Origin of the sequence: Pleionea mediterranea (genome assembly GCF_003148745.1) — a bacterium.
GTDB lineage: Bacteria > Pseudomonadota > Gammaproteobacteria > Enterobacterales > Kangiellaceae > Pleionea > Pleionea mediterranea.
The window spans coordinates 48,229-72,336 of the sequence record NZ_QGGU01000005.1; the positions used below are offsets into that span (position 1 = coordinate 48,229).

21 protein-coding genes are annotated in these 24,108 nt (G+C 41.9%); 5 read left to right on the plus strand and 16 right to left on the minus strand.

Going from position 1 to position 24,108, the window contains the following annotated elements:
• Nucleotides 1–4: 4 nt before the first annotated feature.
• From C8D97_RS07390 to C8D97_RS07415, 6 genes are all read right to left on the minus strand, one after another.
• Entirely contained in the window at nucleotides 5–256 is a 252-nt protein-coding gene (locus C8D97_RS07390; RefSeq protein ID WP_109763129.1) for a hypothetical protein, read from the minus strand.
• A gap of 153 nt (nucleotides 257–409) precedes the next feature.
• Nucleotides 410–1,132, minus strand: coding sequence for a tetratricopeptide repeat protein (locus C8D97_RS07395; RefSeq protein WP_146196112.1), 723 nt, complete (start codon nucleotides 1,130–1,132; stop codon nucleotides 410–412).
• Nucleotides 1,133–1,161: 29 nt separating this feature from the next.
• Nucleotides 1,162–1,650 carry a hypothetical protein gene (locus C8D97_RS07400; RefSeq protein ID WP_109763131.1) on the minus strand — a complete coding sequence of 163 codons (489 nt, stop codon included), beginning with the start codon at nucleotides 1,648–1,650 and terminating at the stop codon, nucleotides 1,162–1,164.
• Nucleotides 1,651–1,970: 320 nt separating this feature from the next.
• Complete coding sequence (locus C8D97_RS07405) at nucleotides 1,971–2,984, minus strand: hypothetical protein (protein ID WP_109763132.1); 1,014 nt, start codon at nucleotides 2,982–2,984, stop codon at nucleotides 1,971–1,973.
• A 213-nt stretch (nucleotides 2,985–3,197) separates the two neighbouring features.
• Complete coding sequence (locus C8D97_RS07410; RefSeq protein ID WP_109763133.1) at nucleotides 3,198–5,822, minus strand: serine/threonine-protein kinase; 2,625 nt, start codon at nucleotides 5,820–5,822, stop codon at nucleotides 3,198–3,200.
• 83 nt (nucleotides 5,823–5,905) lie between these two features.
• A complete protein-coding gene (locus C8D97_RS07415) occupies nucleotides 5,906–6,481 on the minus strand; it encodes an ECF-type sigma factor (RefSeq protein WP_109763134.1) in 576 nt (191 codons plus the stop codon).
• Between the two features lie 241 nt (nucleotides 6,482–6,722).
• On the opposite strand from C8D97_RS07415, the gene C8D97_RS07420 reads away from it, so the two are divergent.
• Nucleotides 6,723–7,127, plus strand: coding sequence for a hypothetical protein (locus tag C8D97_RS07420; protein ID WP_109763135.1), 405 nt, complete (start codon nucleotides 6,723–6,725; stop codon nucleotides 7,125–7,127).
• A gap of 105 nt (nucleotides 7,128–7,232) precedes the next feature.
• On the plus strand, nucleotides 7,233–9,398 hold the full coding sequence (locus tag C8D97_RS07425) for a thrombospondin type 3 repeat-containing protein (RefSeq protein ID WP_109763136.1): 2,166 nt from the start codon (nucleotides 7,233–7,235) through the stop codon (nucleotides 9,396–9,398).
• Between the two features lie 239 nt (nucleotides 9,399–9,637).
• Here C8D97_RS07425 and C8D97_RS07430 read toward each other — a convergent pair whose 3' ends face one another.
• From C8D97_RS07430 to C8D97_RS07445, 4 genes are all read right to left on the minus strand, one after another.
• Nucleotides 9,638–10,099 carry a hypothetical protein gene (locus C8D97_RS07430; RefSeq protein WP_109763137.1) on the minus strand — a complete coding sequence of 154 codons (462 nt, stop codon included), beginning with the start codon at nucleotides 10,097–10,099 and terminating at the stop codon, nucleotides 9,638–9,640.
• Nucleotides 10,100–10,183: 84 nt separating this feature from the next.
• Nucleotides 10,184–10,624 carry a hypothetical protein gene (locus C8D97_RS07435; RefSeq protein WP_109763138.1) on the minus strand — a complete coding sequence of 147 codons (441 nt, stop codon included), beginning with the start codon at nucleotides 10,622–10,624 and terminating at the stop codon, nucleotides 10,184–10,186.
• Nucleotides 10,625–10,696: 72 nt separating this feature from the next.
• Nucleotides 10,697–11,524: a hypothetical protein gene (locus C8D97_RS07440; RefSeq protein ID WP_146196113.1), complete on the minus strand. Its 828-nt coding sequence runs from the start codon at nucleotides 11,522–11,524 to the stop codon at nucleotides 10,697–10,699.
• Nucleotides 11,525–11,746: 222 nt separating this feature from the next.
• Nucleotides 11,747–12,574 carry a hypothetical protein gene (locus C8D97_RS07445; protein ID WP_146196114.1) on the minus strand — a complete coding sequence of 276 codons (828 nt, stop codon included), beginning with the start codon at nucleotides 12,572–12,574 and terminating at the stop codon, nucleotides 11,747–11,749.
• Nucleotides 12,575–12,956: 382 nt separating this feature from the next.
• Between C8D97_RS07445 and C8D97_RS07450 the strand changes: the two genes are divergently transcribed.
• Entirely contained in the window at nucleotides 12,957–15,710 is a 2,754-nt protein-coding gene (locus tag C8D97_RS07450; RefSeq protein WP_109763141.1) for an ExeM/NucH family extracellular endonuclease, read from the plus strand.
• Nucleotides 15,711–16,608: 898 nt separating this feature from the next.
• On the opposite strand, the gene C8D97_RS07455 is transcribed toward C8D97_RS07450, so the two are convergent.
• From C8D97_RS07455 to C8D97_RS07475, 5 genes are all read right to left on the minus strand, one after another.
• Nucleotides 16,609–16,971 (minus strand): hypothetical protein, encoded by a 363-nt coding sequence (locus tag C8D97_RS07455; RefSeq protein WP_109763142.1) that lies wholly within the window; start codon nucleotides 16,969–16,971, stop codon nucleotides 16,609–16,611.
• 33 nt (nucleotides 16,972–17,004) lie between these two features.
• On the minus strand, nucleotides 17,005–17,439 hold the full coding sequence (locus C8D97_RS07460; RefSeq protein WP_109763143.1) for a YqaA family protein: 435 nt from the start codon (nucleotides 17,437–17,439) through the stop codon (nucleotides 17,005–17,007).
• 122 nt (nucleotides 17,440–17,561) lie between these two features.
• Nucleotides 17,562–18,755 (minus strand): AI-2E family transporter, encoded by a 1,194-nt coding sequence (locus C8D97_RS07465; RefSeq protein WP_109763144.1) that lies wholly within the window; start codon nucleotides 18,753–18,755, stop codon nucleotides 17,562–17,564.
• Nucleotides 18,756–19,037: 282 nt separating this feature from the next.
• On the minus strand, nucleotides 19,038–20,504 hold the full coding sequence (locus tag C8D97_RS07470; protein WP_109763145.1) for an ATP-binding protein: 1,467 nt from the start codon (nucleotides 20,502–20,504) through the stop codon (nucleotides 19,038–19,040).
• The gene (locus C8D97_RS07475) at nucleotides 20,491–21,189 is read right to left on the minus strand and encodes a response regulator transcription factor (protein WP_109763146.1); all 699 of its coding nucleotides are present in this window, start codon (nucleotides 21,187–21,189) and stop codon (nucleotides 20,491–20,493) included. Before C8D97_RS07475 ends, C8D97_RS07470 begins: the two co-directional genes overlap by 14 nt.
• A gap of 273 nt (nucleotides 21,190–21,462) precedes the next feature.
• On the opposite strand from C8D97_RS07475, the gene C8D97_RS07480 reads away from it, so the two are divergent.
• A complete protein-coding gene (locus tag C8D97_RS07480; RefSeq protein ID WP_109763147.1) occupies nucleotides 21,463–21,906 on the plus strand; it encodes a Spy/CpxP family protein refolding chaperone in 444 nt (147 codons plus the stop codon).
• Nucleotides 21,907–22,120: 214 nt separating this feature from the next.
• Nucleotides 22,121–23,668 carry an amidohydrolase family protein gene (locus C8D97_RS07485; RefSeq protein ID WP_109763148.1) on the plus strand — a complete coding sequence of 516 codons (1,548 nt, stop codon included), beginning with the start codon at nucleotides 22,121–22,123 and terminating at the stop codon, nucleotides 23,666–23,668.
• 168 nt (nucleotides 23,669–23,836) lie between these two features.
• Here C8D97_RS07485 and C8D97_RS07490 read toward each other — a convergent pair whose 3' ends face one another.
• Nucleotides 23,837–24,097, minus strand: coding sequence for a hypothetical protein (locus tag C8D97_RS07490; RefSeq protein ID WP_146196115.1), 261 nt, complete (start codon nucleotides 24,095–24,097; stop codon nucleotides 23,837–23,839).
• Nucleotides 24,098–24,108 lie beyond the last annotated feature (11 nt).

Below are 24,108 nucleotides of genomic sequence, written 5' to 3' on the forward strand. Positions count from 1 at the left end.
GTGGTCACTTTAGATCTCTACTTAAGAAACCATCTATAAAATAGTACACTCCAATACATATAAAAATATAACCGAAAGGTATTGCTGTGCCTACTGCCTTAATTTCTTTTAATAGAAGTACATTTTTTAAAATATCAAAAGAATTATATTCCAAGTAGTTTACTAAACTTCCACCAACTACAATAAAAGCACCTATGCATATAAACCAAGCGCCTTTCATACATATTTTATTTTTTAAAATTGCCATAGCACTCACAACAAAAACAACCTATTTCTGTGCGCAAGATGCGCCATACAAAACCAACTTCAAAACCAACCATGTAGGATTTGCACGTCTTTTCGTGCGAACCAATTGCACGCACATCAAAACTAACCACTACATCGTTATCCGAAACCAATTATTTTAAGCTTATCGATTTTCAGCAAGAACAACCGAACGTCTTTTAGAAGAAAACTCTATTAGAATTTTGACCTCGTTCAAAAACTCTTGCTCTCCATCGTCTTTAATATATGACAGCAGTTCTTCCTTTGATGTGTCTTCGCGTTCTTCGCCAAATTCTAGTGCAGCATACATCCAAAGTAAACCACCCAAGTGCTCTCCTTGTGCTAATAAACAAGAGCCATACTCAGCCATTGAGTATGGCTCTGCATAATTGGCTGCTTTCTCATGAAGGCTACATGACAGTTTTTCGTCTTTATCGACATACTCTCCACGGTAGTGTGCTTTACCAAGTGTCGATAAGGAGAGCGGGAAGTCTTGCTTTGCGGCTTGACGTAACCAACTTACTCCACTTTGAACATTAACTTCCCTGCCTTTACCTAATAGATAACAATACGCTAATGCGTGCATCCCATAACCGCTTCCTTTATTCGCAGCTTGCTCATATAAGTTACAGGCTTGGTTTAAATGGTCTTCTGTCCCACTCTTCTCATAAAACGAGCCCAACAAAAACAGGGCATCCCTTTCCCCATCTTCAGCCTCAGATAAGCAAGTCTCAAATGCTTGGTCGAAGTTTGCTTGCTCAAACTGGTTTCTACACGCTGATTTAACATCAGAGTCTTTTGTTCTCACCTCACATGCGATCAATAGAAGCGCAATAAGTAACACCATACAAAATTTTAAACTATGCAAAACACACCTGTTAGAAATTTATCTAATCACTATTTAATCTTTTTATGTAGTTGAAGTATGCACCCGTAGTCGTCATCTCTACCGTACTTGAAATACTTCACTCGATAGATTGCCCCAACCTCTACTTTAAAGGTTTGAGCGACTGTATCATCACCCGGAAAGCATGCATTACCACTGGTACCAACACCAATTTTTTCATCCTCAAAGTGTAATACACTTATCGTTCCAGTGGCCTTTATTTTGACCAAGGGACTTTCCAAGGTTTTATAGTCACCATCAGAATATCTCAGTTTGCTTTGTGTGACTTTGATGGGTGTCATTATTCCAACTACAAACCCCAATATTGTAAGCGTTAGTATAAATGCTCGAAAAAATTTCTTTTCAGCCGGTGACCCAAACTTTTTCTTTTTGAAGTGGATTAGATGATACAGGCCGCCAAAGAAGAAGCAACTTCCGACAATTGTGGCACCATGGAACAACCCATACCAACTCACTGTGTACAGTTCGGTATACACCATTTAACTCCTAACTAAAAAGTCGTGCGGGACACCCACATACTTTACAAAGAAACTCATGCTGTAGGCTGCATTACAACTTAGCTTTTTAGTTAATTTAATCCAAGATTAACAACCGATAAGAATTATCGACCAAGATAACGAGTTCATAATACACTCACCAGCCTCACTACTCAATTTATCGTACAACGAATAAAATCCTACAAAAGCGTAATTACTCATGGCTTAAACAGTCACAGTAGTATGACGCAAAGATAAAAGATGAATTCATCGAACTCTTTAATTTACTTGGTATCAGCCTATTAATACTCTGTTATTAATACTTAGTAAGCAATACCAGAATCAATTACACGAGGCATCATTGGAATCGATGTTTTCTTTTCTTCACATAGTCGATTATCTCTTGGGAAGCCGTCTTTCCAGGTTAGACCTGCGTTACCCAATAATTTCCTACCATCGTCAATAGTTAATTCCTTCTCAAAAAAATGTTTCTTATTTTCTTCATAACGAGTAAACCATTCCTTTTCAAAGGTAAAGCCTTTTCGGTCTTTATCAGAAACCCGTGTTGAGTAATACTGTCTATGCCAAATTACAACATCCAGCTTATCATTGTTATCAAAGTCATTGATGTACGCTTTAGCAAATAACTTTTTCCCACGAAATTCATCATTAAATAAAGGAGAGCTGCGATCACGAGTAGCGCCCAAAACAAAATCAAAGTCTTTCCATGGTTTATTTGTATATGATGTCATCATCGCATAATACTCAAAGTATTTTTGGGTGGTCTCACCATCGTATACGGTCACTTTTATATTTTCATTGACTCCATCATAATGCAATTCATCTCCTTTACCGGTAATAATCCAAATGGCGTTTTTGACACCTTCAATCATACTTACTTCGAATAATGGTCTTGATTCGATACAGCCAAAATAATCATGTCCTCTATGACCAGTCGAAAAAACCAAACCAGGTCCATGCAAAAATTCAACGTTGTTATCATGCATAACTGCAGCGGAATTCCATGAGGAGTTAAAGTAAACCTCTCTATTCCCAACCAAATACTCTTTCTTTTTCTTATTGAACTTTTCAATTGTTCTTTTATCTCTAGGCGTTTTAACTTCAAACAAAAAAAACTGACTACCACTAACCTCTAGGAACGATTTAGGCATAACAACCTGCCACTCTGGAATATATTCACTTAACCAATTAGGCTTGTCGACATCTCTTTCAACCTTAGAATCATCTGGCTTAAACTTATATCCTTTGTACCTATCATTAGCATCACCATTTATCGCAATAAAAGCGAACAAATAGTAATTAATCATTTTAAACATTCTTAAACTCCTTTAGAAGTCGTTCGAGATATCCACAGACTCACAAAGAATCTCAAATAATAGGTTGCATTACAACTTAGTTAACCCTGTATTTAATTCAGCACCCACATCAAACCAACCACTTTCGGTGTGCAAAATGCGCACCCTACCAAACTTTGAAAAATCATTACAATGAGAAATTTTTTCAATATATAAAGATAACCTTGTAAATTTTCATGTGCCAGCCTGACTTAATTGGCGAACCAACTTCATGGTGCGAAGATAGTTTGTATTTTTATCACCAAAATCAGCGATAAAAAACTCTGGCAATCCCGCAACCAGTGTTTGTACCGGCTGATGATTACCTTTACTGACGTGGTATTCCGCCATAATTAACCGGTATATATTTCTATAGATTTGAGGATGTTCGGTATTATCATTGATTATGGCATCGAGCTCGCTCATTTTCGCAAGAAACAAATCTTCTTTTGTTGAAGCTCGGTAGATCTCTGCCTGATTAAGCAACGCGCTAACCGTTGACTTGTTTTTCGTTGAAAATTGAGCGATGTAATACTTGATGGATTTATCGATCAACTGAATGGCCTTTTCGTGCTCTCCCCTGTCACTCAACAGCAGCGCATAATACTTTTCGATCATGGCGAGCATATACTTGCCTTTACAGTGCTCCTGGCAGGTTGCATAAACGTCACTAAATACGGTATTTGCTTTCTCATACTGATTTGCGCCATGAAGTGCCTGTGCGAACTCTCTTTTAAGAATCATTACTTTAATTGAATCCGGGCCATATAATCCCTCGCTTCTCTCGAGAGCCTCAGAAAATTTAGCAATGGCCTGATCAAACAATCCCATTCGACTTTTAAACATTCCACTGTTTTGCAAAACACTAATCATTCCGCCAACGTCCGACTGATCACCTTTGGAATAAAACTCTTGTAAGGCCATGTCAACAATCTCGTTTGCACGCAGCATTTCCCTTTTATCACGGTACATCAACGACAAATTATTGTAGTAAGTATGCAGAGGTAAATTCGGCGACAGCGATTGATGCATCGCAATTGAGCGCTTTTGTTTCTCTATGGCTTCATCAATACGCCCCAAATTGCGCAAGCATATGGCTAAATTATTCAGCCCATCGGCAATATCATTATGCGGGCCCTGGTAGATTTCTTCCCATCGTTTGACGGTATAACTTAACAGCTCCAGAGCCTTTTCGTTTTCGTATTTTTGTCGTAAAGAATCGCCCAGGCGATGCAACGCCTTGAGCGCGTCAACCGATTCATAGCCTTCTGCATCAAGATAGGTTTGATGGCTTTTAGTAAACGCATCAATCGCAAGATCAGAGTGCTGCAAACCTTTGTAAGCCAGTCCAATATTAAATAGCAGGCGTGCTTTACTGACACTTGGCTTAGGCAGCTTTTTATCAACAGTGATGAGCGCAGTGTCTAATAAGTCTTTTGCGGTTGTGTTGGCTTTACCTTTTTCTCGTGGGTTGGCGGTAGAAAAAATTGAGGTAATAAATTGCGTGGTTGATTCAAGCTCGTCAGCACGCTGATCAGAAATGCGTTTTTGTTCAATCGCGATATCACGTTGATGTGTTAGCTTAACGGTGTAAATCACTACGGTTATTGAAATAGCGAGTAGAAACATCGCCGCCGTAGCGACCGGGATCTTGTTACGGATGATGAATTTGCTGCTGCGCTCAATCAATGATGGTGGTTTCGCAAGCACCGGACGATTCGCCAAAAATCGTTTAATGTCTTCGGCAAATTCCATAACCGATGCGTACCTGTCTTCCGGATTTTTTTGCAACGCTTTATTTAACACATTATCCAAACTTCCCTTCAGTTGTTTGGGTGACCATGGCAAAGACGCCTGATTATCCTGTTGAGACTGGTTAACTTGCTTAGACTGGCTAGTGAGCGCAACACTTGCCTTTTTTGGGGTTTCGTGACAGATCACCTGCTCAATTGAAGAACCGCTGGATGTATTAACTTTTAGTGGGTAAGTATCCGTGAGTAATTTATACAACAGCACGCCCAACCCATACACATCAGTGGCAAATCCCTGAGTCTTTCCGGTAACTTGCTCAGGACTGGCGTAATCTGGTGTCAGTAGTCGCTGTTGGGTTTGCGTGTTTGCCGATGACGGGTCGGCACTTAGAATTTTAGCAATACCAAAGTCGACCACTTTTGGTTCGCCCAAATGATCGATCAATACATTGCTGGCCTTTATATCACGATGGATAATTAAGTTTTCATGAGCAAATTGAACGCCACGACAAACTTTAATAAATAACTCAAGCCGCTGGTGCAGAGTCAGCTGATTCGACTGGCAGTAGGCATCAATTGGAGAGCCCGTAATAAATTCCATTATCAGGTAAGGAACATTGTTGCTGGTCTTACCGCCATCGAGTAATTTACCGATATTCGGATGATTAAGACTCGCCAGTATTTGCCGCTCTACCTGAAAGCGCGACTGTGATTTTGCATTAAGTGCATTAGAAATAAATTTTATGGCGACATAATGGGTAAAGTCACCTTCATTACGTTCACCAAGATAAACACTTCCCATGCCGCCGCTGGCTATAAGCTTTTTTATCAGGTAAGAGTCAATGGTTTGTCCTATCCAGTGATCCTGCTCAGTGTCAAAGCCATCGGCACTTTGTGATAAAACAGAAGCAATTCGCTGCTCTTTGTCGGCTTTAATCAACTCGATAACATCGCTGATCACCTCCTGATCATCGTTAGCCAGCAACTTAATCTTCTCGTACTGTTGATCCTGAGGAAGCTCAATCACTTGATTAAAGATGGCCTCGATATTTTTAAAGTGATCTGTCATAAGCTATTGTCCTTCTTAAAAAACTCGCCATGTTAAAAACATTCATCCATCATTGTTTGCTTTTATGTTTACCTAGTGGCTTATTATTGCGCCAAAAACCGTTGTAACCAAGCCGATGAAAACCGGATTTCGCGCTGAATACTCGACTCCGACATTTTCAGATGTTCAGCAATTTCTTTTAACGTAAACCCACCAAAATAATACAAATCAATCATGGTGGATTTCAGCGGGTCTTTTTTGGCAAGTTGTTCTATCGCTTCATCCAGTGCCAATAAATCATAAGACATAGGACGATCACTCAAGCTTTCAGTAAACGTGGTGCGATGTTGATCACCCCCGCGTTTCGCCGACAGCTTTTTGCGCGCGTGATCAACCAGCAGATGACGCATGATTCGAGCAATAAGACGCAAAAAATGGGTTTGATCATTCCCCTCAAACCTCAACTCTTTGACTTTGAGGAAAGCTTCGTTGAGTAGGGCCGTGGCTTGCAGCGTCGAGCTGTTGTATTCGTGATTAAAAATATTACGGGCCATGGCATGGATTTCATCGTAAAGCGATATAAATAAAGACTCTGCCCGCAGCTTCTCTTCAGAGCTCAACTCCGAGAGCGCCGCATTGAGCTTTGCCAGTTCTTCCTGAGATACCGTCGAAGACACCATGACCTTTCCTTTGTTCCAGTGGTTGTCAGTGCTTTAAAGGGTGGTAGCCAATCCAAAATTTAATATAACCGATAACCTTTTGATTGTCATATTCGCCTCTTATCGGCCTTTTCACTATCGCTGCAGTCATTTTTTTGAAATTTATTGAATGTTTTCGGCTGTTTGTACGCTTCTAGTAATAACCGCTAAATCTATCTGCCCAGTGAGCACACTGGCAGTCGTTTAAACAAGGAGAAAGTCCATGCAATCCCATTCAATCAATCTAGTGGTGATGAGAATATTATTCATCACCGCCTTAACCCTGTCCATTTCAGGCTGTTTTTCTGATTTGTTCAGTTCCAAAAATTACGCCTGGTTTAACAATCAACACAGTTATCAATCGGCCCAATACTGGCAAGCGTTAAAGCAAAATAAGCAAACCTGTGGCGATCACGCTTTTAAAGAAGGCATAAGGATCGATGGAGTCACTTACTACGAGCGAGAAAGCGCCAATGAAGCCGATAGGGAATTCAGAATAAACCGAATGCATATCTACCCCAGAGTGGTTGGATCGCACGAGAAACAACTGCGCTATTTGCACAATCGTTACGAACGCTGCATGAACCGCAGTGGCTGGGTACTTGCGCAAGTTGAGCCCAAAAAGTAAACCACAGATTTTCGATGAAACTAATATCACCGAAACTAGTATCACCAAAACTATTATCGACGAAGCGAATATCGATCAAAGATTATCGACCAAAGGACATTCATCATGAACAATCACCATCTTAATGCAACTCGCGAGGCGCCACGTATAACGGCTAAACTTATCAGCTTAGTGATCACCGCATCATTCATTGGCGCAAACGCTCTGGCGGCAAATAAAGTAACACAAAGTATCGAGTTTAAAACCCAGGGACAAAGTCTGTTTTGGGAAGCTGAAACCTCTCGTCTGGTAGAACCTTTCTCCGTACCTTTGTTTAAGGAACAGGAATCGAAAGAAGAAGGCGAAATACGAAACATCGATACCGATATTCCACTAAGAACAGCACAGGCCATTTGGCAACAAGCGCTCGACACCTGCACAAGCTACGTTTACACCACAAACTACAACGGGATCACCTACCGAATTACCCCAACCCAATCCGAATGCATTACCGGCCATGTAAACCGCTGTCTGGTTCGTGATCCAATTTTTGGCCACTGCCTGTTTCGATTCGAAAAAGATCTGGGGATCGGAATTGGTGAAGAACCCACACAGGGCTCTACCCGTCCCTACGATATTGGAGCAGTGGTACGCTCAGAAGTCGACCTCGACTTTGGCATTGAAGGTGAATTTTATCTCGATGGTGGATCAGTCGATGTGGAATACAATGTGGATGTCACCGTTAACACGGATCGTGATCAGGCCAATACCGGCGATATCGTTCGGGTGACGACAGCGGCCACTCAGCAAGGTGATTACTCGCTCGCATCACGTTATCCTGGCATGGGCTTTTCCATTGGCACCTACAGCAGAGCCCTCATCGATATTTCGGTCGATTTCGCCATGGTCAACTACGACGATGGCGAGCAGATCCGTAAAGTGGAACAACTTTATTACATCGATAGCGTCGAATCCGGTCTGGACGATATAACCGCGGCCGACAATTTTGACCTGCTTTACGATGTAATGGCACCGCTCGACCCAGATACCTATCCTCAGGGCAGCACAGCGCTTACGCCAAGCGTTTCTGAAAATGGCACACTTCGTTACTACGATACCGAATGGTTTGGCGCAGACATTACATCCAACGGCATCGAAGTGAGAATTTTCGACAACCCCTATGAACTGTTGGGCAATAGTATTGGCTTTCTTAGCGGTGGTATGAATATTCCGGTGATACCGTTAACACCAGCGCTAACAGCCGGTTTTAATATTAATGAATGGGCAATCATCCCACCTAAGCTATCGACTCCGGTTTCGCAATATCAGGATTTTGATTGCGGCGACTGCGAACCACTGAACCAGTTTATCAGTGACATCGACGGTTCCATCACCAACACTTCACCGGTCGGCAAGCGCACCATTATTGGTGGCTTAACCGACGGCGATGAGCTGATCCCGCCCTTTGTTGATGACGGCATGCAAGATAATGATTTTTTCCGATTTGATGTTGACGCCGATGTACTATCCGTTGCGCTCGGAGCGCCACTTGGAGTGACTATTGAAGGCCCTAAGCTGTCCTCTTACACCGGTCATCTTGGACCGGTTATCACGCTCGAAGGTAATTTGCTTGATTTGGATTTGGCTAATTTTTTAAGCCTCGATCAAACGCTTACCTTTCATCCGAATCTGTACATTGATATCGAGTTTAACCAGTCGGTATCGGTACGTACCGAAGACGAATTTGAGTATTCACAGCGCAGAGAAATTTCGATCCCTGCCGGCAGTTATTTTGAATTCGAACAACCCGAACAGCATGTCGAGTTTATGCCAACTTTCACCCTGAAAAATAATCGATTTATCAACGACTCAACAGTAGTGGTTAACTCAGCAATTCAAGAAACCTTGTTGCAACTAAAAGTGGGCGGCTTACTAACTGATATTGCATCCTTCTTACCCAACAATATCGCATTGCTGCAATTAACCTGGCAGCCCGGCGACTCATTGGAAGTTTGGCGTGCCCCCGTTGTCGAAGACCAGTCATTAAATGGCTTTGACGATGTTATCTTACCTAAGTTAACGGTGTTCAACGAAACTCTCGATTCCGATAACGATGGCATTGCCGACATTAGCGACAACTGCAAAAACAACAGTAATCCGGATCAGTCGGACGCTGATAATGATGGTATTGGTGATGTGTGCGATTCAGTTAATGATTTAGCTGACTCGTCCGGAGGAGCGCTTTGGTTGCTGTTCGCTTTGTTAGGATTGGCTCGGCTCCGCCATAAATAATCGACGAGCTGAACTTGGTAAGTTTGATAAAGCGGTCATTGATGACCGCTTTGTTTTATATACAGACATACGAAACATCCATTAGCCAGCCGGTGTCAAAGACGCGCACAAAACCAATTTCAAAGCCAAGCATGTAGGGTTTGCACGTCTTTTCGTGCGAACCAATTGCACGTACAATCTAACTCACGCTTTCGGTGCGCAAAATGCGCACCCTACAATACTTCAGTGTTGAATGTGGGTTAATATGGCTTTGCTTCGAGCCTATCTTTTGCTTCAAGCAAAAGAAAACCTATAAAAAATGAAAAACCTAAAACTGATAATATTTCATAAAGCCAATTAATTGAAGACTCGTCGTTCGCATTTAAGATAAGCCGATGATCTTTTAGATTGTTTGAATTGTATTTTACTTTAACTTTCTTTAAGTCCCTTGGAACAACACCCTGAGCGATTAAAACACTAGACGATTCAACCTTATCATCAGCATTAAATTCGTAATTCAACCGTATAAATTCTCGCGAAATACCTTTTTTTATTTTGTGCTCAGACTCCATACTTACAACTTTTCCTACAGCTGTACTTTTTTGGTCTTTATATATAGCCTGAGCTTCATAGTGACTAAATATTTTAATGCCTGAAATAACCAAAGCGGATAGAATAAAAAGTCCAGTTTTTTGTGGTAATTTATTTTTAAACAAATCCATATCACAAAACCTCTACAATTATATTAAAGCGATACTTATCACCAAAACTAGGATAAGTGTTTATTGTATCTTCCATAAACCATATTATAAAACCGAGTTTAAAAGATCGAATATATTCGCTATTTCATCTGAATCATTAGCCTTTTCAAATTTCGACTTATCGAAGTTTGAAGCCGGCTTAAATTTTCCATCTTGAAGATTAGAAAGATCACAAAGCTCTTCACCATCCCATATCACAAATGCAAGTTTTTCTGGCCCGCATTTTTTTAATCCTTTAGTAATAATATCAATATCCTCTTCGACATCATGACCACCGAGAAAGAAAGAAATATTGAGCTTATTATCAATAATTTCAACAGCCTCGGGATATTCCATTTCATCAATAGCGTTAAACCACTTCACATGAGCAGCATCCTCAACATCGTCATCGAGAACTGGTCGTGTATCCTCCAACAAAAACTCACCGATAACTTTTGATTCTTTATTTGATTGAAACTGTGCAGCTATATATAAATTAATTTCCACGAAGCTATCCTTTTATTAAAATCAGTATAATTTTATCGTTATAGATATTTTAATTTCCAAATATTTGTAAAACTAAGAAGGAAAAGGCGCGCCTTGCTCATACTCCGACTTTTGTTCAGCATAATAATCTAACAACCTTTGACAAAACTCACCATTTTCAAACTTATTAAACAATTCATCTCTAAATGATTTAACATGAGGATGGATATTCTCAAAGTCGTCTCGATCTTCAAACATTAAAAGATATCTTAGTGTTCTTTTAAAAAACTTCTCTCTCGTATTCCAGTCCTTGTTTTTGACAATATAATCAAAATAATGTTCAAACGCATAGTCAAACTGCGGCCATAAATACTGACCAGGTGCATAAACACATACATCTTGCGCAGTAAGTAAATGTCTCGTTTGATTTTCTACAAAAGCAACTAGCCAAGACGGACCAAAGCCGATGACAGGACTGTTGTTTGGTTTCTCAAAAATCACTGTCTTATAATCGAGGAAGGGACATACCGCTTTAACAATTAATTCTTCGCGCCCACCAAAAATCGAATACTCCGTTGTGAAATTTTCCGGTGCACAAATGGAATTTAAAAATCTTGGAATTCTCATTGCATCCTGGTAGTTATCGATAAATATCGCTTTATAGGCGTCCAATTTTTTTTCTGGCCAATACCACATTAAAAATAATGCTTTAACACCTGCAAATGGAGAAGGCGGCATTACCGGCTCTTCAAGATGACCGGTAAAGAAAAACTCTTTATGGTATTTATGCAAACGTTTGGGTATTGCCCCCATTTTATTTAAGTTTGCTTTTACCAGTTTCCACTCTTGTTTTCTTTGTGTCACCCACTCTTTATCGTCAACCAAAAAAACTTTAGATCTATGCTCTTCAATATAACTCATGGTCATTCCAATTTTTCTATATGTCTTGGTCGTTAATCACAATTGGTTCGAACCCAATTATCGGGAAGCGTGTCTATAACTTCCTCTTCGATAGAGTCTTCAAAAGACTTCCTTTGTCTCGATAGCTTGATCAATAGTCTATCCAGCCGTAGGGGTAATTCGCATACTTTACAATAATTCATCCGTGCCTGACTATTATTTAATTTCCAAATACTTGTAAAACTAAGAAGGAAAAGGCGCGCTTTGCTCATACTCCGACTTTTGTTCAGCATAATAATCTAACAACCTTTGACAAAACTCACCATTTTCAAACTTATTAAACAACTCATCTCTAAATGATTTAACATAAGGGTGGATATTCTCAAAGTCGTCTCGATCTTCAAACATTAAAATATTCCTTAGCATTCTTTTAAAAAACTTCTCACCCGAACTCCAGTCACTGCCATTGACAATATAATCAAAATAATGTTCAAACGCATAGTCAAACTGCGGCCATAAATACTGACCAGGCGCATAAACACATACATCTTGCGCAGTAAGTAAATGTCTCGTATGATTTTCTACAAAACCAACTAGCCAAGACGGACCAAAGCCGATGACAGGACTGTTGTTTGGTTTCTCAAAAATCACTGTCTTATAATCGAGGAAGGGACATACCGCTTTAACAATTAATTCTTCGCGCCCACCAAAAATCGAATACTCCGTCGTAAAGTTTTCCTGTGCTCGAATGGAATTTAAAAATCTTGGAATTCTCATTGCATCCTGGTAATTATCGATATATATGTTTTTATAGGCGTCCAATTTTTTTTCTGGCCAATACCACATTAAAAATAATGCTTTAACACCTGCAAATGGGGAAGGCGGCATTACCGGCTCTTCAAGATGACCGGTAAAAAAATACTCTTTATGGTATTTATGCAAACGTTTGGGTATTGCCCCCATTTTGTTTAAGTTTGCTTTTACCTGTTTCCACTCTTGTTTTCTTTGTGTCACCCACTCTTTATCGTCAACCAAAAAAACTTTAGATCTATGCTCTTCAATATAACTCATGGCCATTCCAATTTTTCTATATGTCTTCGTCGTTAATCACAATTGGTTCGAACCCAATTATCGGGTAGCGTGTCTATAACTTCCTCTTCGATAGAGTCTTCAAAAGACTTCCTTTGTCTCGATAGCTTGATCAATAGTCTATCCAGCCGTAGGGGTAATTCGCATACTTTACCAAGAATCTCAAATCGTGGATTGCATTACAACTTAGTTTTTTGACTAAATTTTATTCAGAATCAACAACCCATAAGGATTATCGACTATTACCTTCATAAATTCGTAAGAAATAATTCACCTTGTTGTCAATCAGATTTAACTGACTCACTCCAGAGTATCTGAAAGGGCGTTCCCCCTTTTTAATTCAAATCACAATAAAGGTAAGTTTATGTCAACAAAAATAAAGCAAAGCGTTGCCTCTGCACTTTTCATTGGTGCGGCGACATTACAGGTCGCCCATGGACAACCGACGGAATTATTTATTTCTGAGTATGTGGAAGGTAGCAGCCATAACAAAGCGGTTGAAATTTTCAACGGTACTGGGGCTTCGGTCGATCTGTCCAGTTATAAACTTCAGTACTATTTCAACGGCAGTAGCTCAGCCGGTCGCACCATAGCTTTAACCGGTATCGTTGCCGATGGCGATACCTTTGTTGTTGCCCACAGTTCAGCCGATCCTCAACTAATCAATAATGCGGATATGACCAGCGGTGGGAGCTGGTACAACGGTAATGACGCCGTGGCCTTACTCAACGGAGGTATCGATATCGACATCATCGGGCAGATCGGTTACGACCCCGGTACCAGGTGGGGAAGCGGGTCTACCAGCACACAAAATAATACGTTGCGCCGTCAGGCCAGTGTTTGCGTAGCTGATGGTGACGGTTATAACACCTTTGACCCCAACATCGAATGGGATGGTTACGCTCAGGATACTTTTGACGCCGTAGGTGCTCACAGCGCCAGTTGCAGTGACAGCGGCGGAGACGGAAGTTCTTTCAGTTACATCCATGAAATTCAAGGCAGCGGCGCCAGCAGCCCCATGGAAAACCAAAGCGTGACAGTGCAGGCCATTGTGGTTGGCGACTTTCAAAACTCTGATGAGTTGAGCGGTTTCTTCCTACAGGAAGAAGATGTTGACGCAGACACCGATTCACTCACCTCGGAAGGAATATTTGTAAACACCGGCAACGGCGGTACAGATGTCAACGTCGGCGATCTGGTCGAAGTCAGTGGTCAGGTAAAGGAGCACTACGAACTCACCGAGTTGACCAATGTCTCAGTGACCGTATTGAGTTCTGGCAACATCCTGCCAACAGCAGCATCAGTAAGCTTGCCGTTTGCGACAAGTGACGAACTGGAACGCTACGAGGGCATGCTGGTTACTCTGGATCAAACATTGACTGTCACCGAAAACTACAACCTGAGTCGTTATGGGGAAATATGGCTCTCTTCCGGTGGTCGTCTGATGGCACCGACCAATGTCGCACTGCCCGGCACCGATGCAAATAATATTCAGGCTCAAAACGACCTGAATCGCATTCTGTTGGATGATGGCTCCACCCTACAAAACCCCGATCCAATCATCTATCCCGATCCGGAGCTAACGGCCTTCAATACCGTGCGCTCAGGCGACACCGTAGCCAATCTCACCGGTGTACTCAACTACGCTTATAGTGAATATCGCCTTCAGGCCACACAAACGCCAAACTTTGTGCAAGAGAACCTGCGTACTGCGGCACCAGCCAATGTTGGCGGCACACTAAAAGTTGCCAGCTTCAACGTATTGAACTATTTCAATGGTAATGGCCAGGGCGGTGGATTTCCGACTACCCGCGGCGCCGATACCGAAGAAGAATTCATCCGTCAGCGAGACAAGATTATTGCCGCCATTTCAGCCATGGAAGCAGACATCATTGGGCTGATGGAGATTGAAAACGACGGCTATGACTCATTATCAGCGATTCAAGATCTGGTCAACGGATTGAATGCGGCAGCCTCCTCGGGTATTAGCTACGCCTTTGTCGATCCGGGTGTCAGTGCAATCGGCACTGATGAGATCGCAGTTGGTTTTATCTATCGCGTGGAAACCGTGACACCGTTCGGCAATGCGGCAATTTTGGATTCGTCCGTGGATTCACGATTTAATGACAGCAAAAACCGCCCAACCCTGGCGCAAACCTTCAGTGAAATCGCTTCAGACGGCACCATGACTATCGCAGTCAATCACTTAAAGTCCAAGGGCTCACCCTGTGACGACATGAACGACCCCGACACAGGTGATGGTCAAGGCAACTGTAACCTGACACGTACCAGAGCCACAGAGGCAATGGTCGAATGGCTGGCTGGCGATCCCACCAACAGCGGCGATGAAGACTTTATGATCATCGGCGACCTGAATGCCTATGCCAAAGAGGATCCGATCACCGCACTTAAGAACGGAGGCTACATCGAATTATTGGACACTCACATTGGTGCCGCCAATACCTACTCCTATATTTTTAAGGGGCAATCGGGGTATCTCGATCACGCATTGGCCAGTGCCAAACTCGCCGATCAGGTCAGCGGCATTACGATTTGGCACAGCAACTCCGATGAGCCGCGCGTGCTCGATTACAACACCGAGTATAAATCGGCTTACCAAATCAGCAGCCTGTATTATACCGACCCCTACCGCTCTTCCGATCACGATGCCGTGGTTGTCGGCCTGAATCTGGATAACGGTTCGACGGATAACCCACCGAATGCCAACATTAACAGTTATGTCAGTGACCTTGACGGCAACACCATCAATCAAGGCCGTAAGTGGACGGCAGTGGTTACTGTTGAAGTGCGAGACAATCTGGGCCAGCTAGTCAGCGGCGCCACAGTCTCCGGTAATTGGAACGGTCGTAACGTGAGCAGTTCAGCCAGTTGCACCACTGCGAGCAACGGTCGCTGTACAGTAGCAATCACTGTGACTAAACGCAGAGCAACAGTGGCTTATAATATCTCCAATGTGCAGCATAGTTCATTAAGCTATGACGAAAACGCCAACTTCGATCTTGATGGCGATAGCAATGGCACATCGATAAGCCTGTCGAAGCAAAACCAACCTCAGTGGTTAGAGTGGCTGAGACAACTGATCCGCTCACTTTTTTAATACTCGACGTAGCTGTCGTTTTTTCTCACCAGACGTGCGGGACATCCACATACTTTAATGGATGCCCCGCTATTACTTCAGTTACCTAGCAATATCCAAAAAGCATATTGAATAATAAGGGGCATAAAGCCCCTTAATCACTTATTCCCAAAATAAACACGTAACCTTAATGGATTTAGATTAAATTCAACTATAACCGTCATTACGAAGCTCCTTATTAGGGATTCCGCCCCTGTTCGGGAGAGCCAAGTTAGTTTGTCACAACCGTTCGGCTCCCATATTTATTACAGATATATAAATTTAAAGCCCAATATGTTAAGTTGGAAAAGTCACAACCGTTCGGCTTAATGCAGAACGATTTAAGAAAATCGGTCTAATGGGCCGATTTTTTTATGCGATGTAATTATGATACCCAAAAAATCAGGCAAATAGATATAGTCTAAGGAGAATTCTAAAATGGTTATGTCTAACCTATAACCTGTATTGTCCATCCAACCAGCCATCGCCACCAAATACAGTATCCATTCGAACTCCAGTATGGCAGCGCTTTACCTTAAAACAACTAAACTACACGATCCAACGTCCACACAACACAATTCAGTTTTGACTACTGCGATAGCAAGTCTAAATCACATTTTTTGTAAAATGCCTTTAAATATCGAATTAGTATTAAAGTTGTCACAGTGCGTTTGCATGAAGAAGTCTCTCTGGGAATTTCCTTAGAGAATGGCGAAGGCTATTTTGTTCGGTTTAGGTGATATAATAAGCTTCCCGAAGAGCGGGGGCAGAACTGTCAAATACTATTATACTGACTTAGCAACTCACCATACATTTCTAGCTACCCAAATAATAACAGGATTAATAAACCGTGGCTGTACAACAACCTACGTATTTTGGACTAATAATGGCTAATAATTACAATCAACGCAGAAACACAGCCCAATACAATGCATGTGGCTAACTCCTTTGTAAATTGTTTGCTTCCCTTGGTTGACACGTCACCAATTTCTGAGCCAAAGAAGCTCGAGATAAGTCCATATAAAGCGTATAAGGCTCCTATACCAGCACGTCCAATAAGCTTTTCATTAATTAGAGCGACAGCCACAAAAGTAATAACAAAAATTTTAAAAATTACTGCACTTTGAATATCTGCATTTATAAAATTGATAAAGGGAATAAATATAAGGCACCAGATGCTACCCGCTAAAATGCCAATAAGAGCGTAACCTAGTTTAGTCCAAATCCATTCTGACTTATTCATAACCTGCACTATTTCGTTTAACGCTCAATAACATTAAATCAGCGACATCATCCAGGCACTTAAATAGATAACAAATATATATCGCAGTGATTTACCAATACCCACCAATAGCAAAAAGATTGGCAGGCGTACCTTCATAATACCGGCAATTAGGGTTAATACATCGCCGCCTAATGGTAACCAGGCAAATAACAAACTCCATACCCCGTACTTTTGAAACCACTTACGGGATTTTTCAATTTGCGCTGGTTTAAAGTAGAACCATTTTCTGTCTTGAAAATGCAATAAATAACGACCTAATACCCAATTTACCACTGCGCCCAATGTATTACCGGCAGTGGCGACAATTACCAGCAGCCAGCCAGGATCACCTTGCTTGTACATCGCATACAACACCACTTCCGAATAAAAGGGTAAAATAGTCGCGGCCAAAAATGACGACATAAATAAAATAAAATATGAAAACATAAATGCTTGTAGGGCGCTCCTGTTAGAGTATTATAGTTAACTTATTATCTTTATAATTTAGTAATTTCAATAATCTTAAATAATCTTAATAATCTTAATAATCTTAATAATCTTAATAATCATCACTTCGCATGAACCACACTGTAAAATCGTTTCCAGTTCATACAATCTGAAACCACCAAAATAATTGTTAACATGGGCACTGCCAGTATTGCCCCTGCAATGCCCCATAACCAGCCCCAAAAGATGACCGATATAAAAACGATCACCGGGTTCACTTTTAAACGTACACCATGCACCATTGGATCAATGAACAGTCCGGTTATGGATGACAACACCAAAAAGCTCAGCGGCGGTAACACCGCGGGAATCAAATGGCCAAAGTGAGTGATCGATACCAGAAAGATTAATATGGCCACCATGCTTACCCCCACATAAGGAATAAAGCGCATTAAGGTGACCAGCACCGCCCAAACCCAGGGCATGGGCACATCAAAAAACCACATAATGGCACTGGTGACCAAACCAACGGTCAGGTTAATTAAAAACACCGCGCCCAGATAACGCCCCACTTCAAAACGCAATTTACGAAACAACTTAATCAGTCTGCGTCGATGCGGTTTTTTAGCTGACTGTCTGACTAAATTTAAAATGAGTAAATTACCGTTGGATAATAAAAAAAACGTTAGCGTCATAATCACCAAAGTTGCGCCCAGTCCTTGTTGCAATAAACTTAATGCCGTTTCCGACCAGTTATCGCCTTGTACAACAGTGGTGTTTTTTGGTGGACTTTGCACAATATCTTCCACTGCCTTTGTGACTTTTTCAGATGTTTCTTTTAATGAGTGAATGGTGTCTTTTAACTCACGATCACTGTCAACAACCGAGACAATTTGTTCTGGAGCTCGCTCTACCCACTTTACAATGGCTGGAGCGATCACCCATACCGCCAGTACAATTAACCCCGCACTGATTAAAACCATCAGCAAACTGTTGATAAACCGTGGTATGCCAAGGCGCCCTAATTGATAAACTGCAGGCGATAAGGTTAATGCCAATAAGCAGGAGGCGACCAAAGGCAATAAAAATGCTTTTGCCGATGCCAAAATAAACACAGAGCCAACAACCACAATACCGGGCAGCATCCAGCCGGGTACGGCAATCACTTTTGGCGATTCGCTTTGATTAGTTAAATCGGTGCTTTTAATTGAGCCTGACTCTTTTGCAGATTCGGACTCTTCTGAAGAACCAGTTTTTTTCGATGAGTCTGACTTTTCCGATGAAGCCGACTTTTTCGATGAAAAATTATCACTCATGATTGATCACTTATCGGTTTATCCTGGATTAATCCAAATGATAAGCCTGTTATCGTGAATACTTTTCAATAAAAGCTAAAACAGTACTTATCGTATTGGTATTGGCGATAACGCAGGCTTTCCACAGCGTGTGCTTTTGCTCTGTATACAAAGGTCTTTTAAAAGGCTGTTCTGAGAACAGCCTTTTTATAAACAATTACTGGGCTTTATCCTAAGGGGTTGGCGTCCATGTTGCAATTATCTATGTAGCAATCATCTATCTAGCAAATATCCATGTAACAATTATCCCTGTTTTAACAAGGGTAACTGGATCACGACCAGTAAACCGTGTGGATGATTAATTTCAGCCGATATACGTCCGCCGTGCGCTTTAATGGCCCGACAGGAGATAGCCAGTCCTAAGCCAGCACCACCCTGTTCACGTGCACGAGCCTGATCGGTGCGAAAGAAAGGTTTAAAAATATTATCCAGATCCGTCTGATCGACCCCTTCACCTTGATCAGCAATGGCAATCACGGCTTCGTTACCTTGTTGAGTTAACGAAATATTGACAGTGCCTTTTTCTGGCGAATAACGAATGGCGTTTCTCACAATATTTTCTATTGCACTGTAGAGTAGATGATAATAACCAGTTAACGCCATGGAGTTTTTTTCATATTCAAATGACTCGCCATCAACTGCTTTATTTATTTCAAAAGCAATTTGTTTTTCTGTGGCTTCAAACGAAGCATCCTTAAGTATGTCGTCAATTAATTGATTAAGTTGAATGGTTTGCTCTTCTTCATACACCTGCCCTCGTTCCAATGCAGCAATATTTAATAGCTGACCAATCATTTCATCCATGCGCTGACATTCACGTTCAATCCGTTCAATGTGTTTGCCTTCACCATTTCCCAATTCTTTGTCGAGCAGCCCCAGTGTAATTTGAATCCGTGTTAGCGGTGAGCGTAATTCGTGAGACACATCACTCAGTAATTGTTTCTGACTGTTGATGGTGTTTAATATTTTGCTCGACATTTTATCGAAGTCATCCGCCAGGTGATAAAACTCATCGCGACGTTGCCCCATTTTTTGCTTTGCCGACGTGGGTTCACCATTGGCTATTTTCCTGGAGGCCGACTGCAATACTTTTATCGGGCGGGTTAATGACCACGCGAGTCCAAAACAGAGGATTCCGCTCAATAAGAAATACACCACAAACTGCCACCAGGAAACGCTGTGTAAAATATGCAATAACATGCGGCCTTTAAAACGGCCAATGTGTTGCGCAATAAATAACTGATAGGTTTTACCATCAATTAACACCGGCTTCGGACCAATAAAAATCAAGTCGCCCTGTATGGCAATTTTTACCGGTGAATAGCCTTTCTTTTTATGATGCTTATGCTTAATTAACGCGATAGCCGCTTCTGGCGCTAGTTCGTTGTTGCGATCTTTTAACTGTTCATCGATCAGGTAATAGGGTTTAAAGGGATTATCCGAAGGATGACGATCGCGAAACATTGGCGGCGCAAAAGAATTTAATAATTTTTTTACCACCCGTTTTTTTCGAGGCTTGGGCATATCGGATTCCAGCACATAAGCCAGCTTATCCATTACCGCAACAATATTGCGATCCGCCTTATGAAAGTTAATGCCGTCACGACTTAACATCCAACTAAAAAATGTTGCCACCACCATTAAGGCCATGGCCAACCAGAACCATAAGAAAATGCGCCAGAATAAACTTAACCGACTAAATGGCCACATACTGATACCCCACACCCCGTATGGTTTTGATTCGTTCTTGTTGTTGCTGATCGGGCCCGAGCTTTCGCCGCAAATGACTGATGTGCATATCGATGCTGCGATCAAACGCCATTAATCGGCGTCCCATGCATTGTTCACTGATGCTCTCTCGTGTGACCAGTTCTCCGGCGTTCTGTGCCAGTAGGTAAAGAATTTGAAACTCGGTTGCGGTTAATTCAATTTCTGTTTTGCCCACATAAACCAGACGTCGACTGCCATTAATCACCAAATCATTCAACACCAGCTCTTCGGCTCGTGTATCGGACTTTAATTGCGGCGGTACAGCATGGGTTCGACGAATAATACTGCGAATGCGTGCCGTCAGTTCACGAGGATTGCAAGGTTTCGACAGGTAATCGTCTGCGCCCATTTCCAGCCCCAGTATTCGGTCGACTTCATCACCTTTGGCGGTGAGCATAAGAACCGGCGGGCGTTTTTCAAAACTGACTTCCCGTAACACATCAAAGCCATTTTTCTTTGGCAGCATCACATCCAGAATCATTAAGTCGTAAGGGTTGGCGGCAAGCGTTTGTGCGGCGGAGTCACCATCGTGCACCGTATCCACCGCAAATCCTTCCTGCGATAAATAATCCACCAGCAGTTCACACAACTCTATGTCGTCATCAACCAATAATATTTTTTGCATTCTTTTACTCTAAAGCGGGCAAAACACCCATTCAGTATAACGCAAATAGCGCCTGGCTTTTGTAAAGAATATTCATGGGTCTTTACACAACCTTTACATTAGCAACACTCAACTTTGCACTTCTGCCATTACACTGAAACTGTCGACATGAAAACAATCTTACCTAAAGCCGTCTTTATTTAACGATAGGGTTAAAAGACGGGAAAGGTTGATTTAAGCAACAAGAGCAGTCTTTAAAACAACACTGGAATCACAACTCATCAGGAGAATATTATGAAACAACTGACTCAATTACTGGCCGCAGCTTTATTGGCCTTATCACCACTAGCCTTAATGGCAGGGCCAAATCATGATCACCATCATGACAAACTGGAAATGATGAAAAAGAAGCTGGAATTAACCGATAGCCAGTACACCGCGATTAAAGAAATTATGTCTTCCGCCAAAGCAGAAGCCAAACCGTTTAAAACCAGTCTGCACGACCTGAAAAAACAACTTCATAACACCATGAAACAAGACACTGTTGATGAAGCTAAAGTAAAATCCTTAACCGCTGAAATGGCCGAACATAAAGCCGAGTTAATGATGTTGCATAAGCGTACCAAAGCCAGTGTCAACCAACAGCTAACGGCCGAACAGCAAGAAAAAATGGCCAAGTTTAAAGAAAAACGTAAACATAAACGCCATAAAAAGCACGCCATGAAAGGTCACCACTGATCAAATAATGTTACTCCAAAACGCTCATCGTTATGATGGGCGTTTTTAGCATTTGAAATCTTTAACATATAAAAGTAACCGTCTCTTAACGTTGATGTCCATTCAACGAACACCCTACATCGTCCGACCATTATATTTTGTCACAGCTTAACAGTTGAGAATCCCCCGCCTTTACCGTAACGTATAGCGCATTAAAAAGCTGGAGATCCATAAAATGCGTCTACTCATTATTTTTGCGTCTTTTCTGATGCTTAATACATCCATTGCAGCCGTAACCGATGCGCCAGAGCGCAAACGCGGTGAAGGCCCCTATGAACAACTGATTTTACGGGGCGCAACGGTAATTGCCGGGCATGGTGCACCGCCCATTGGCCCAGTGGATATTGTAATTGAAGGTAATAAAATCGTGAATATTGCGGTGGTCGGAAACCCCGGCGTCCCAATTAAAGGCAAGCGCCCAAAAGCCAGTGCCAACGCACGTGAAATCGACTTAACTGGCCATTACATTCTTCCCGGATTTGTTGATATGCACGGCCACCTTGGTGGTAGCGCTCAGGGAACACCGGCGGAATACGTTTTAAAATTGTGGTTGGCTCATGGTGTGACAACGGTTCGTGAACCCGGCAGTTTTAATGGCCTTAAATGGACCTTAAAACATAAGCAATGGAGCGACCAAAATAAAATCACCGCACCCCGTTTAGTCCCTTATGCCGGTTTTGGAATGGGACGGGACAAACCCTTTACCTCTGCTGATCAGGTTGAAGACTGGGTGGATGATATCGCCGACGACGGTGCCAAAGGCATTAAATTTTTCGGTGCAAAGCCGGAATACATTAAAGCCGCTATCGAGCGCGCTAAAAAATACGATATGACCACCACCATGCATCATGCACAAATTGATGTGGTTCGTATGAACGCGTTAATCAGTGCCCGGCTTGGTCTTACCAGCATGGAACACTGGTACGGTTTACCAGAGGCCATGTTTGATAATGAAGTGATCCAGGATTATCCCGCCGACTACAATTATCAGAACGAACAACACCGTTTTGGCGAAGCCGGAAAGCTCTGGTTACAAGCCGCCGAACCGGGATCAGAAAAATGGAATCAGGTTCGTGATGAACTTATCAAGCTCGACTTTACACTTAACCCTACATTTACCATCTACGAAGCCAGCCGCGATTTAATGCGTGAACGTCAGGCCATCTGGCACGATGAATACACTCTGCCAAGCTTATGGAAGTTTTTTGAACCGAGTCGATACGCTCATGGCTCCTATTGGTTTGACTGGACAACCGAAGATGAAGTGAACTGGAAAAATAATTATCAGCGCTGGATGACGTTTGTGAATGATTATAAAAATCACGGCGGACGGGTCACCACAGGTTCCGACTCCGGTTACATATATAAAGTTTACGGATTCGGTTTTATACGCGAACTTGAACTGCTACAAGAAGCCGGGTTTCATCCGTTAGAAGTGATTAAGTCAGCCACCATCAATGGTGCCGAAGTTCTTAATATGGACGATAAAATTGGCAGCATTGAAGTGGGCAAGCTGGCAGATATGGTTGTCATTAAAGAAAATCCATTAAACAATTTTAAAGTACTTTATGGAACCGGACACTTTAAACTAAATGACAAAAACCAGCCGATGCGCACAAACGGTATTAAATACACCATTAAAGATGGTATTGTGTTTGATGCTCAAGAGTTACTGAATGACGTTAAGGCTATGGTAAAACAGGCCAAGGCGAAAGCAGAGTAATCGTTTTTCTTAATTACCTCTTAGTAAGCACTAAGAGGTAATTTTTTTAATGAGTAAGTCTTTTAGTTTAAAATCTGTAAATATAAACGTTATTTGCATAAGGTATAACTCGATCTGGCAGCAATTTGAAAAGAACACGATTAAAGTGGACTGTCGATATTTTAAAAACTATGAATTAAACAACAGATTAACATCTATTTTTATCTCATTGCCTTTGTTTCGCCCTTTTGGGCGACCTTCTTTTTCAAGAGCCAAAAAGAAGGCAAAAGGCCCTGCGTTCCAACAATTAAGCCCTGCGGGTTCCTCAAAATCACTCATACCTGTCAACACACCGTTATTGACAGCCTTCCATGGCTGACAATAACTTCCACTGGCGTCCATGCCAGTGGATGTGTGAGGTATGAATAATTTTGAGCTTAATTGAGTCACTCTAAAACCAG